The following is a 13274-nucleotide window of genomic DNA, read 5'->3' as shown; positions in this document are numbered from 1 at the left end:
GGACCGAGACAGAAGGACGTCCGCATGCGACCTCTTTTTCTCTTTGGTGACCTTTTTAGCAGGAAATGCTGAAAGGTTTTTTTGTTTTGCGCACACTAAAGCGAAGGAACGAGGGCGAACAACAAAAAAGGGGCCGGCCTCGAAGGGTCTGTGTTCCAAATAAGGTTTTCGCGGTAAAGCGGACTTTTTGAACGGCCTCTACAAAAGGAGATGGATGTACGAGATGGCAACACAACCGTTAAGCATTGTGAAAATGAAGGCGATGAAGGGGCGCGGGGAAAAGCTGGCCATGGTGACGGCGTATGATTACCCGTCGGCCCAATTGGCGGAAGCGGCCGGCGTTGATTTGATTCTCGTCGGCGATTCCCTGGGCAACGTCGTGCTCGGCTATGACTCCACGCTGCCGGTCACGCTCGACGACATGGTGTATCATTCACGCGCCGTACGGAGGGGGGCGTCCCGCACCTTCATCGTGACAGATATGCCGTTCATGACCTACCACGGCAGCATTCCGGACACGCTGGCCGGCGTCCGCCGCATTATGCAGGAAGGCCATGCCCATGCGGTCAAAATGGAGGGCGGCAGGGAGATTGCTGCCACAGTCGAAGCATGCGTGCAAGCGGGGGTGCCCGTTCTGGGCCATATCGGCTTGACGCCGCAGTCGGTGAATCAGATCGGCGGCTACCGCATTCAAGGCAAGACGGCCGAGGATGCGAACCGCTTGCTGGAGGATGCCCTGGCGCTGGAGAAGGCCGGCGCCTTCGCGATTGTGCTCGAGCTGGTGACGGCGCAGGTGGCGGCATATATTACGGAACGGCTCTCGATACCGACGATCGGCATCGGGGCGGGCGCGGGCTGCGACGGCCAGGTGCTCGTGTTCCACGACCTGCTGCGCTATACGGCGGATTACCGCGAGAAGCGGTTCGTCAAAACCTATGCCGATATCGGCGCCATGATTCAAGAGGGGATCGGCGCCTATGTGCGTGAGGTGAAAGCGGGGGCCTTCCCGGCAGAAAGCCATTCATTCGCGGCCGATGAAGAAGTGCAGGGCCAATTGTACGGACATGCCGCCAAGGAAGAGGAGGATGTCCGATGATCGCCGTACGCACCATCGCCGAGCTGCGGTCCGAGGTCCGCAGGCTGCGGCAGGAAGCGGACCAGCAATCGGGGCGGGCGGAGGTCGGATTCGTCCCGACGATGGGCTATCTTCATGAAGGCCATGCCAGTCTGATGCGGCAGGCGAAGGAGCAGTGCGCGGTCACGGTGCTGAGCATCTTCGTCAATCCGATTCAATTCGGGCCAAACGAGGATCTGGCCCAATATCCGCGCGACGAAGAGCGGGATCTGAAGCTCGCGGCTTCGCTTGGCATCGATATCGTCTTTCTGCCGTCTCCGGAAGAGATGTATCCGCAGCCGACGAAGACGACGAAGACGACGATTCATGTGCGCGAAGTGACCGAGCGGTTGTGCGGCGCGTCCCGCCCGGGCCATTTCGACGGCGTCACGACTGTGGTCGCGAAGCTGTTCCATATTGTCAAGCCCGATCGGGCATACTTCGGAATGAAGGACGCGCAGCAGGTGGCCGTCATTCAACAGATGGTGGCCGACCTGAACTTCGACGTCACGATCGTGCCTTGCCCGATCGTGCGGGAAGCGGACGGGCTCGCGCTCAGCTCGCGCAATGTGTACCTGAGCGGGGAGGAGCGCGAGCAGGCGCTCGGCTTATCCCGCTCGCTCCGCATGGCGGAGGAATGGCTGGGGCAGGAGCCCGGGCTTACGGCGGAAGAAGTGAAGTCCCGCATCCGTCAGGTTATCGGAGAAGCGCCGCTGGCGGACATTGATTACATTGACATCCTGACGTTCCCGGCGCTGCAGGCGCTGCCTTCCGATGAACCGGTCGGCCATGCGGGGAGCGACGTGCTTATCGCACTGGCGGTCCGCTTCGGGCGAACGCGCTTAATCGACAACCGGCTCTTCAGCCGCCAAGGAGGACGATTATGTTCCGTGAAATGATGAAATCGAAAATCCACCGCGCTACGGTGACGGAGGCTAATTTGAATTATGTGGGCAGCATTACGATCGATGAGCATCTGATGGAATGCGCCGACATTTGGGCCAATGAGAAAGTGCAGATTGTCAACAATTACAACGGCGCCCGTCTGGAAACTTACGTCATTCCGGGTCTGCGCCATTCCGGCGTCATCTGCCTGAACGGGGCGGCAGCGCGCCTTGTCCAGCCCGGAGACAATGTCATTATTATTTCGTATGCGGCAATGACCGACGAAGAAGCGCGTACTTATCAGCCCAAAATCGTATTCGTCGATGGGGAGAACAAGCCGGTGGAATTGATGGCCGGAACGGAAGCTCACGCGACGATCAAATAAACGCTTCAACGGCCGCCATCACAGCGCAGGCACCGGCACGCTTCGACCCGGCTCAGGCCAAGCCTCTGACAGCGCCAGGCTCCGTTGGGTAAACGTTGGAGCGCGGAATGAAATCCACCCCCTTAACACACAATGAACGTAGATCCGTTATCGACGATACGCATCACTCGTAAAGGTGGGATGGAATCGTGCTGCAACAAGTATTCGCGACGATGAATGAAGTGCTGGATGAATTAATTCGCCAGTATCCCCAAGCGGCGGGAGAGCGCAAGCAGGAACTGGACCGGCAATTGAAGGTGCTGTCCACCATGAGCGATTACATCGTGGAGGAGTGGCTTCGGTTCGAGGAGAAGCTTGCCTCGCTGCGTCCTCACAGTCCCAATGACGTGATCGAGGCGCAGCCGCAGCCGACATTGCCCGATTTTACGGATCCGTTCCAGCGAGGTCAGGGATACTACATGCTGATGATGTATGATGAAGCCGTCAAGCATTTGGAAGCGGCGGCATCGATAAGGCCGGACCATATCGACAGCCGCATTTATTTGGCCATGAGTTATTTGTATCTGGGCCGGAATCAGGAAGCGGGACATCATTTTCAACTCATCATTCCTCTGACCGAGAGCAAATGCCTCAAAGCGATCGCTTACAATGCCTTGGGGTGCATCAGCGCCGAGCAGCGGGAGCTTTCCAAAGCGAAGGAATACTTCAGCAAAGCGCATCTGCTTGATCCTTCACTGCCAGAGCCTGTTTTGAACTTGAAAGCGTGTCTGTCGGATGGCGATCATTTACAATATGGCGGTGAGTGGATTCACATGCCGTAACCAGAGAGGGAAACCTGTTCGTAAAAATACGCACAGATGTTTCCCTCTGTGCATTTCCAAATGGCCGATCATCTGTTATGCTAAGAACAGAAATCGGTGAGAGGAATTAACAGATAATGAGATTTGCTGTGTTGGATTTTGAGACGACGGGCAATCAGCCCAGCGATGAAATTATACAGATTGGCCTTGTCGTTCTGGGGCATGATCTGAACGTAGAGCAACAATACCACACCCTGGTCCGTCCGACGGCAAGCATACCCGAATTCATTACGAATCTTACGGGCATCTCCGACGAGGATGTTCAGGATGCGCCAGAACTGGACGAGGCCATGACCGGGATGGTGCCGCTGCTGAGCGACGTGGTCCTGGTCGGCCACAATGTCGGCTTCGATTATCAATATTTGCGGCAGGCGCTGGAGCAGACCGGTTATTTGCCGTTCACCGGCCGGATATTGGACACGATCGAGCTGCTTCGCATTTTGTTCCCTTCGCTTCCTTCCTATCAGCTAGGTTCCGTAGCTCATGATTTCGGCATTGCCCATGACCGGCCTCATCAGGCGGACAGCGATGCGCTTGCGACGGCGGACATCTTCCGCCGCTGCATGGAAGCCATTGACGACCTGCCTTTGCTTACGCTGCAAGGCATCGTCGAGGTCTTCGGGGATCATGAAGAACGCGATTTGAAGTGGCTGCTGGCGGAGAAGCTGAGCGAACGGGAGCGGAATATGGCAAGCTGGGAGGAGGAAGGCTACTTCCCTTACCGCCACATGATGCTCAAGCAGGACGATTGGACCGACACGCCGCCGCCTCGCGACGCGTCTGCGGACAATCCGCTGGCCGGCAAGTCGTTCCGTCAATTTCTCGATGAAGTGAAGCAGCGGATGGAAGCGATGCTGGATCACTACGAGCCTCGGGCCTCGCAGGAGCAGATGTTCAACGAAGTGATGGAGTGTCTCGATGAGAATAAGCATCTGCTGATCGAAGCCGGAACGGGAACGGGCAAGTCGCTCGGTTATTTGCTGCCGGCCCTGTATCACAGCGTACTTCACGAGAAGAAGGTCGTGGTCAGCACCCATACGATCAACCTGCAGGAGCAGCTGAGACAGCGCGATGTGCCGCTTCTGGAGCAGATTGTTCCTTTTTCGTTCAAGGTATCGATTTTAAAAGGACGCAGTCACTATTTGTGTTTGCGTAAATTTGAACATAAAATAAGTAACAGAGAGTTCGTTCACGCAAGAGATGACAGCATCACAGCGGCGCAGCTGCTCGTATGGCTCAGCCGGACGGAGCATGGAGATGACGAGGAACTGCATCTCGTGCACAAAGGGCCCGAGTTCTGGGATTCGGTATCCAGCGACAGCGATTCCTGCCTGAACCGTTCCTGTCCTTGGTTCCGCCGCTGCTTCTATCACCGGGCCAAAAATAATGCGAATCTCTCCGATATCGTCATTACGAATCATTCGTTATTGTTTACCGACGTGATGGCGGATCATCGTCTGCTCCCGGGCTATGAGCATCTCGTCGTTGACGAGGCGCATCATTTCGAGGAGACGGCCGGCAAGCACTTGGGGACGAATTTGCAATATTTTTCACTCATTCACCCGCTGACCCGGCTGTTCAAAGACAGCAAGAGCGGCGCTCTTGTCGTGCTTCAACAGCGCCTCCGGTTGTCAGGGCATGAGAAAGCGCTTATCTGGGCCGAAGGGATCGACAAGCTGCTGCAGCAGATCGTCGACGTGAAGGAGCAATGGGATCGGCTGCATGACATGCTGTATCAGCTGCTTCCTTCCGGGGAAGCCGGTCAATTCGAGGGCGGCCAGACGGTGCTTCGCCTCCCGGCCGGCGAGCGCCCGGAAGGCTGGCCCGAAGCGGTGGAGCTGGAGAAATCGATCCACGCCCGCCTCAGCGACATCGTTCGCTCGGGCGAAAAGCTGGTTAATGAGTGGAAAGAGGCCGATGACGAAGAACTGGAGGGCGTCATCGTCGATATTACCGGGCTGCTGAAGGATGTAGGGCAAGTGCGCGACGATTTCCGCCTGTTCATGCAGGGCTCGGATCCGGAGACGGTCTACTGGATGGAAGGCAATACGCAGTTCAAGTTCAAGTCGCTGCAAATGTATGCCGTGCCGGTTGATGTGAGCGACGCGCTGAACCGTTATTTCTTCGAACCGAAGAAGAGCGTCATCCTCACTTCGGCGACGCTGTCCGTAGACAAGTCGTTCCAGTTCGTGCAGGAGCAGATCGGGCTGACGGAAGCTGCCAATGACGGCAGGCTGCATACGGTCATTCTGCCATCCCCGTTCAATTACCGGGAGCAGGCGCTAGTCGTTATCCCCCGGGATTTCCCCAGCGTCAAAGGCTCGTCCGACGCGGTCTTCAATCAGATGCTCGCGAAATCGATCGGGGATGTGGCGCTCGTCACCCGCGGGAGAATGCTCGTCCTGTTCACCTCGTACCGCATGCTCCGGGATGTGTACGAGCCGCTGAACGAAGCGCTGAGCGCAAGCGGCATTCAGGTGCTGGGCCAAGGCATCGACAGCGGGAACCGCAGCAAGCTGACGCGCCGTTTTCGGGAGCAGCCGACATCCGTGCTGCTCGGTACGAGCAGCTTCTGGGAAGGCGTCGACATTCCCGGCGACGCGCTCACCTGTCTCGCCATTGTCCGGCTGCCGTTCCAGCCGCCGAACCATCCGCTCGTCGAAGCCAAATGCGATCGGCTGAAGCGCCAGAAGCAGAACCCGTTCCGGAAATATTCGGTTCCGCAGGCGGTCATCCGCTTCAAGCAGGGCTTCGGACGCCTTGTGCGGACCGCTCAGGACAAAGGCATCGTCATCGTGTACGATACGCGGGTGATTGAGACGAGCTACGGCAAACATTTCTTATATTCGCTTCCTGGGCCGAAGATGGAGCACATGGCCAATGTGCAGCTGGTGCCCAGAATCGAAGCGTGGTTAAGCGAGCACGAAAAATAGGCGTGTAAGAGCGATGAGGGGGCAACGAAACAGATATGAAAACGTTGAAAATATCAGAAGCTGTCGTTCGCAGACTGCCGGTTTATTTACGTCATCTGATGGAACTCAAGCAGCGAGAGGTTCTGACGGTTTCTTCACAGGATTTGGGGCAGAAGCTGGACCTCAATCCCGCCCAGATTCGCAAAGACTTGGCATATTTCGGCGATTTTGGACGCAAAGGAATCGGGTATGATGTCTCTTACCTGATTCAACAAATCCGCCATATACTGAAGCTGGATCAGATTATTCATGTCGGTCTCGTCGGCGCGGGGAAGCTGGGCCATGCCTTGTGCAACTATACGGCTTATATGAAGGATAATATGCGGATTGTGGCCGTATTCGACGCGCAGGAATCGAAGGTAGGCACCGAGATTAACAATTTGCGCGTACAGCCGATGAGCGAGCTCGCGGACACCGTGCGCGAACAGAAAATCCGCATCGGCATCATTACCGTGCCCGCCTCGGAGGCGCAGCATGTCGCGGAACAGTTCGTCGAGGCGGGTGTCGAGGCGATCTTGAACTTCGCTCCGGTTATCCTCCGCGTTCCGGCTCATGTGCGGGTGCATACGGCCGATTTTACGACGGACATGTTCAGTCTGGCCTATTATTTATCCGATGATAGAAAGGAAGCTCCGGTAGAATGACGACGAAACTTATTATTGTGAACGGGACCTTTGCGTCGCTGCGTCCAGGCGCGGAGCGCACGTCCGTTACAGGCACGATGGTCATTGAAGATGACATGATTGTATATGTGGGAGAACAGCTGCCGCAGGAGCATGATACGCCCGAGGCGGTGCGGATCGACGGCAAAGGGCTGTTCTTCATGCCGGGGCTCATCAACACGCACGGTCATGCGGCGATGTCGCTGCTGCGCGGGTATGGCGATGATATGGTGCTCCAGACGTGGCTGCAAGAGAAGATGTGGCCGATGGAAGCGAAGTTCACCGCGGAGGATGTCCGCTGGGGAACGGCGCTCTCGGTTCTGGAAATGCTGAAAGGCGGGACGACGACGTTCGTCGATATGTATGACCATATGGATGAGGTGGCCAAGGTCGTCGAGGAGTCAGGCATGCGCGCCTGTCTGATGCGCGGCGCCATCGGCTTATGCCCGGAAGACGTGCAGGAAGCGAAGCTCCGGGAAGCCGTTCAATTCGCCCGCGACTGGCACGGCAAGGCCGGCGGCCGCATTAAGGCGATGCTGGCTCCACACGCGCCGTATACATGTCCTCCGGCCTTCATCGAGAAGTTCGTGGAGGCGGCCCATGATCTCGATCTCCCGCTGCATACGCATATGTCGGAGACCGCGGCGGAAGTCGCTCAGAATGTCGCGGACTACGGGCTGCGTCCCGTCGCTCATCTGGAGAAGCTCGGCTTCTTCTCGCGACCTTCCTTCGTGGCGCATGGCGTTCATCTGACCGATGAGGAGATCGAGGTATTGGCTCGCCATAACGTGGCTGTCTCTCATAATCCGGGCAGCAATCTGAAGCTGGCATCCGGCGTCGCCCGGGTTCCCGAGCTGCTGCGCGCGGGCGTAACCGTATCGCTGGGAACGGACGGACCGGCAAGCAACAACAATCTCGATATGTTCGAAGAGATGCGCCTGGCGGCGTTAATCCATAAGGGCGTATCCGGCGATCCGACGGCAGTTCCGGCGGCTGAAGCGATGCGCATGGGCACGCTGTACGGAGCGCAGACGATCCGGGCCGATAAGCTGGGACTGCTGGAAGCCGGCATGAAGGCGGATATCGTGGCGGTGAATGTGAACCAGCCGCATTTCGTGCCGCATACCGACTTCGTCTCGCATATGATCTATTCCGCTTCCGCCAAAGACGTCGCCCATGTATGGGTCGACGGGCGCCAAGTGGTGAAGGACGGCCAATGCCTCACCTTGGACGAAGAGCGCATTCTCTATGAAGCCGGGCGGTGCTTCGAGCGCCTGCTTGAGCGCTGACGGGAGGAACGCATGGCCAGAAGCCGCAGTCGCCGCCGCCGCAACCGGTGGTTCATCGCCGCGCTGGCGTTCGTCGTGCTTATCCTGTTCATTGTCGCCTTGGTCATGTACGTCAACTACATTTATTCCGATGAGCGGCTGAAGGAAGCAGACATCTTGCAGCGCGCGCAGCAAGAGGTGCCGTTGACCGAAGTGAACGGCATCGAGAAGAGCATATGGGATGAAGTCGTCTATGTCATTAATGGGACTAATCAGGAAGGGAAGGCCGTCTGGGTGTGGGTTTTCCCCGAGCGGGTCACTTCGATTCCGGCAGCGGATAGCGTGGATAAGGCCACGATGAAAGCCTCGATTCAGCAGGCGCACCCCGATGCCCGCATCGTCCGCCTGCTGCCCGGATATAAGGATAATCAATATGTATGGCAAGCCTTCGTCCAGCGTAAGGACGAGAAAGGAACGCACCGGTATTTTTATCAGTTTTATTCCTTCTATGACGGTTCTCCGGTGGGCGAGATCTACGGTCTGCCCAACCAATAGAATAGCCTGGGGCAGCTTGGACTGCCCTTTTACACCGCACCGCTTCGCTTCAGCGTCATACCGCCGCTGAGGAGAGGCGGTGCTTTTTCTGCTGTCCTGGCAGTCATGGAACACTTTACATTCCGAAATCGTATATCAAATATGATATACTCTTGTATATCGCGTGTGATAGATGAAAAGTATGACTTGCACACCGTTAGGACCGTATGTCAGCCAGGTAGATGATTCATTTGCACGCCAGCACCATGCTCAAATTGGAATATCAGCGATATACAGGAATAGAAAGGGGTTTTTGTGGCATGACGAAGAACATTCGCATTGCGCCGACCCTGCTTATTATGCTGCTGACCGGCGGTATTTTATTCGTCGGGTGGGCCGTATATCAGACGAAGTATGTGCAACAGCCCGTAGATCGCGTCATGCGGCAGCATGCCGAGATTACGAAGTATCAGGTAGACTGGCATTCGGATACGCTGAAAATTCAAATTCAAGCCGATCCGGGCGCCGATATTCGTAAAGTGGTGCAGAAGCTGAATAGCGAGATTGCACAGCATGCCAAAGGCAAAAAAGTGCTGATTGAATATATCAATGAGAACAGTACGCCATCGATTGACCAATGGTGGTCGCAGGCGATGTTCGATGTAGCCGAGGCGATGGTTCACCGGAATTACAGCGATATTCCGAAGAAGTTGCAGGAGCTTCAGACGAACAAGCCCGGTCTGGAAGTCGTGACGGAGATGGATAATCAGTATGTCTATATTCAACTGAAGGACAAGCAAGGCAGCAAGACGATGCTCTTGCCGCTGGACGGAACCGCAATGGGGGTGTGGCCGCATGAAAAACAGACTGTCGATCCGCTGGCCTGAGGCGGCTATCGGAGCCGCGATCGCGATTATTGTATTTCTTGCGTTTCGCGGCGTGAATATCCTTCCGATCGTGTTGGCTGCCGTCGTGTTGGCCGCGCTCTCGTATGCCGTCAAGCGGCGCGGCGGCGCCGGAGTGACGAGCGGAGGCGCCCGCAGCGATTCGCGCAAGGCGTCCGTCGCTCCGTTAAGCTTCGAGCAGATTGGCGGGCAGGAACGGGCGAAGAATGAATTGATTGAAGCGCTCGATTTCTTGGTTCGCCCGGACGCGATTCGGAAGTTCGGGATTCGGCCGCTCAAGGGCATCCTGCTCACCGGGCCTCCCGGGACAGGGAAAACGCTGATGGCCAAAGCGGCGGCACACTATGCCGATGCCGTCTTCATCGGCGTCGCGGGCAGCGAGTTCGTGGAAATGTTCGTCGGCGTCGGCGCGAGCCGCGTACGCGAGCTGTTCAAGGAGGCGCGCCAGCGCGCAGCGAAGGAGAAAAAGCAGAACGCCGTCATCTTCATCGACGAGATCGATGTTATCGGCGGCAAGCGGGAAGGCGGACAGCAGCGGGAATACGATCAGACGCTCAACCAGCTCCTGACGGAGATGGACGGGCTGTATGCCGACATGAGTCCGCGCATTCTCGTCATGGCGGCGACGAACCGCAAGGAGATGCTGGATAGCGCTCTCCTGCGCCCGGGACGATTTGATCGTCATATTCAGGTCGACCTCCCGGATAAAAAGGGCCGGCTTCATATTTTGAAGCTGCACGCCAACAATAAGCCGCTGGCGGATGACATCGATTTGGAGCGCATTGCCGACGAGACGTTCGGCTTCTCCGGCGCGCAGCTGGAGAGCGTCCTGAACGAAGGGGCGATCTACGCGATGCGGAACGAGTCGGATGTCATTACGACGAATCATTTGTCCCAGGCGATCGATAAAGTGATGATGGGCGAGAAAATCGACCGGGAGACGAATCAGGAAGAACGCCGGCGCGTCGCCATCCACGAGCTGGGGCACGCGATTATGGCGGAAGTGATCCGCCCCGGCAGCGTATCCCAGGTAGCGCTCAGCCCGCGGGGACAAGCGCTCGGGTATGTCCGCCACCAGCCGCTGGAGGAGCGCTATCTGTACACGAAGCCGTTCCTGGAAGAACAGATTATGATTGCGCTCGGGGGAGCGGCGGCCGAGGAGATCTTTTACGGCAACCGCAGCACCGGCTCCCAGGGCGACTTCGATCAGGCGCTGGACATCGTCGACACGATGATCAATGCCGGCCTGACGGAGTTGGGCATCGTCCGCTTGAAGCAGCTGCCGCCGGAAGCGCTGACCCGGCAGACGCAAGTCATCATGGAGCAGCTCTTCCAGCGTACGCACGCGCTGCTGGCCGAGCGCAAAGCCTGCCTTCGAGCACGTGTTGCACCAGCTTCTGCGCGAGGAAAACTTGAGCGGTGAACAATTTCGGTGTCTATTATGTGACAGGCAGGAATTCCCAGCGTGAAACCACGCTGGGTTTTTCTTTTTATTTTCAGGATTCATGTTATGATAGATTAAGATCCCTGTGCACTGATAACGAATGCCTGTTATCGGGTACACTATACAGAGCATAGATGGAGGAAAGGTGGAAGAAACCATGTTTTTCAAGAAAATCGGCGTCATCGGCGGCGGTACAATGGGCCAAGGCATTGCGGAAATGCTTGCTGTCAAAGGCTTGGACGTGCTGTTGGTGGAAAAGTCGACAGAGAAGCTGGATCATGCCTACTCGATGATTGAAGCGAGTCTGGACAAACAATTGGAGAAATGGGCAATCACCCAGGCGGAGAAAAAATTGATCCTGTCCCGTATACATAAGGTGACGCATTTGGCGGAACTGGGAGCTTGCGAATTGGTGATCGAGACGATCTCGGAGGATTTGGAAGCCAAGAAGCAAGTATTTGCGGAATTGGATCGCGTTTGCCCAAGCAATATTATTTTGGCAAGCAATACATCGACGTTGTCCTTAACCGAACTGGCCAGCACGACGAAATATCCAGAGCGGGTTATCGGCATGCACTTTATTTATCCCGTCGCGAAGGTCGAGCTTGTGGAGATTATCCGCGGCCTGAAGACTTCAGACGCTACATTTAACGAAACGAAGCGCTTCGTCGAAGAGGTTGTGCAGAAGAAAGGCGTCATGGTCTATGAATCCCCGGGATTCGTGACGACGCGCGTTAGCTGCATTCTCATCAACGAGGCTCTTCATGTGCTGCAGGAAGGGGTCGCTTCGGCAGAAGATATCGACAACGCGATGCGTATCGGCTACAATTTCCAATATGGGCCTTTGGAAATGGCGGACCGCTTCGGTCTGGATTCGGTATTGGCGGCGTTGGAACGCATGTTCCGCGAATTCGGCGATATCAAATATCGTCCGTCCGTATTGTTGAAAAAGATGGTGCGAGCCGGCCACCTTGGTGTGAAGACGGGCGTCGGATTTTTCAAGTATGATAAGGATGGGGATCGACTATGAAAATACTTGTAATCAACGCGGGAAGCTCCTCGCTTAAATACCAACTGTACGATATGACGGAGGAGTCGGTGTTGGCGGCAGGCCGGGTAGAGCGCATCGGGATGGATTCTTCCATCCTCGTGCATGAGCCGCATCATACGGAAGAGATCACGGAGGTCAGCGAGATTCTGGACCATACGACGGCCATCCGCAAAGTCTTGGACAAGCTGACCGATGCGGAAGTCGGCGTCCTGAAGTCGACCGGCGAGATCGATGCGGTCGGCCATCGCGTCGTGCACGGGGGCGAATCGTTCAAAAACTCGGTATTGGTCGATTCCGAGGTCAAAGCCGAGATTCGCCGCTTGTTCGATCTGGCGCCGCTGCATAATCCGGCTCATATGATGGGGATCAAGGCCGTGGAGGCGAATATGCCGAACGTGCCGCAATCCGTTGTGTTCGATACGGCTTTCCACCAGACAATGCCGGAGAAAGCGTACATGTACGCCATTCCAAAAGTGCTGTACAAAAAGCACAAAATCCGCCGCTACGGCTTCCACGGCACATCGCATGATTATGTCAGCAAGCGCGCGGCCGAACTGATGGAGCGCCCGATCGAAGAGCTGAAAATCATTACGTGCCATATCGGGAACGGGGCCAGCCTGACGGCGGTCGACGGAGGCATCTCGGTCGACACGTCGATGGGGATGACGCCGCTTGAAGGTCTGATGATGGGTACGCGCAGCGGCGACCTGGACCCTGCGGTCGTTCCGTTCACGATGATGAAGGAAGACCTGACGGTCAATGAAGTCAATTCGATGCTGAACAAGCATAGCGGGCTGCTCGCGATCTCCGGCGTATCCAGCGATATGCGCGAGATTACGGACGGAATGGAAGCTGGCGAACCGAATTCGACGCTGGCGTTCGAGATGTACACGTACCGCATGCGCAAGTATATCGGGGCCTATGCGGCAGCGATGGACGGCGTCGATGCGATCGTGTTTACCGCCGGCGTAGGCGAGAACTCGGTCGTTATCCGCCAGCATGTCTGCGAGAAGCTGACGTTCCTCGGCGTAGAGATTGACCGGGAGCTGAACAAGGTGCGTTCGAAGGAACCGCGCCGCATCTCGACGCCGAACTCGAAGGTGGACGTATTCGTCATTCCGACCAATGAAGAGCTGATGATCGCCCGCGATACGTATCGATTGGTTCAACAATCCAAACAATCGTAAGGGAGAG

Annotated in this window: 11 protein-coding genes and 1 pseudogene; all 12 read left to right on the top strand. The window is 56.5% G+C overall.

Going from position 1 to position 13274, the window contains the following annotated elements; genetic code table 11:
* The first annotated feature begins 214 nt into the window (after nucleotides 1–214).
* Complete coding sequence (panB, locus tag OCY70_RS32515) at nucleotides 215–1096, top strand: 3-methyl-2-oxobutanoate hydroxymethyltransferase (protein ID WP_373871403.1); 882 nt, start codon at nucleotides 215–217, stop codon at nucleotides 1094–1096.
* Entirely contained in the window at nucleotides 1093–2013 is a 921-nt protein-coding gene (panC, locus tag OCY70_RS32510) for a pantoate--beta-alanine ligase (protein WP_213426093.1), read from the top strand. The genes panB and panC overlap by 4 nt, the downstream gene beginning before the upstream one ends.
* On the top strand, nucleotides 1998–2384 hold the full coding sequence (panD, locus tag OCY70_RS32505; protein ID WP_213426092.1) for an aspartate 1-decarboxylase: 387 nt from the start codon (nucleotides 1998–2000) through the stop codon (nucleotides 2382–2384). Before panC ends, panD begins: the two co-directional genes overlap by 16 nt.
* Before the next feature lie 188 nt (nucleotides 2385–2572).
* Entirely contained in the window at nucleotides 2573–3205 is a 633-nt protein-coding gene (locus tag OCY70_RS32500) for a tetratricopeptide repeat protein (RefSeq protein WP_213426091.1), read from the top strand.
* A gap of 116 nt (nucleotides 3206–3321) precedes the next feature.
* Nucleotides 3322–6177 carry an ATP-dependent DNA helicase DinG gene (dinG, locus tag OCY70_RS32495; RefSeq protein ID WP_213426090.1) on the top strand — a complete coding sequence of 952 codons (2856 nt, stop codon included), beginning with the start codon at nucleotides 3322–3324 and terminating at the stop codon, nucleotides 6175–6177.
* A gap of 35 nt (nucleotides 6178–6212) precedes the next feature.
* Nucleotides 6213–6860: a redox-sensing transcriptional repressor Rex gene (locus tag OCY70_RS32490; RefSeq protein WP_213426089.1), complete on the top strand. Its 648-nt coding sequence runs from the start codon at nucleotides 6213–6215 to the stop codon at nucleotides 6858–6860.
* A complete protein-coding gene (locus OCY70_RS32485; RefSeq protein ID WP_213426088.1) occupies nucleotides 6857–8167 on the top strand; it encodes an amidohydrolase in 1311 nt (436 codons plus the stop codon). The genes OCY70_RS32490 and OCY70_RS32485 overlap by 4 nt, the downstream gene beginning before the upstream one ends.
* 12 nt (nucleotides 8168–8179) lie before the next feature.
* On the top strand, nucleotides 8180–8701 hold the full coding sequence (locus OCY70_RS32480) for a cell wall elongation regulator TseB-like domain-containing protein (RefSeq protein WP_213426087.1): 522 nt from the start codon (nucleotides 8180–8182) through the stop codon (nucleotides 8699–8701).
* Between the two features lie 299 nt (nucleotides 8702–9000).
* On the top strand, nucleotides 9001–9567 hold the full coding sequence (locus OCY70_RS32475) for a quinolinate synthase (protein ID WP_213426086.1): 567 nt from the start codon (nucleotides 9001–9003) through the stop codon (nucleotides 9565–9567).
* A pseudogene (locus OCY70_RS32470) lies at nucleotides 9536–11054 on the top strand (AAA family ATPase). The gene OCY70_RS32475 and the pseudogene OCY70_RS32470 overlap by 32 nt, the downstream one beginning before the upstream one ends.
* A gap of 132 nt (nucleotides 11055–11186) precedes the next feature.
* Entirely contained in the window at nucleotides 11187–12059 is an 873-nt protein-coding gene (locus OCY70_RS32465) for a 3-hydroxyacyl-CoA dehydrogenase family protein (protein WP_213426084.1), read from the top strand.
* A complete protein-coding gene (locus OCY70_RS32460) occupies nucleotides 12056–13267 on the top strand; it encodes an acetate kinase (protein ID WP_213426083.1) in 1212 nt (403 codons plus the stop codon). Before OCY70_RS32465 ends, OCY70_RS32460 begins: the two co-directional genes overlap by 4 nt.
* Nucleotides 13268–13274: the final 7 nt, after the last annotated feature.

It is taken from the genome of Paenibacillus melissococcoides (assembly GCA_944800085.1).
Classification (GTDB): Bacteria; Bacillota; Bacilli; order Paenibacillales; family Paenibacillaceae; genus Paenibacillus_B; species Paenibacillus_B melissococcoides.
The sequence above is the reverse complement of the archived record's forward strand: the minus strand, read 5'-3'. Positions and strand labels throughout refer to the sequence as shown.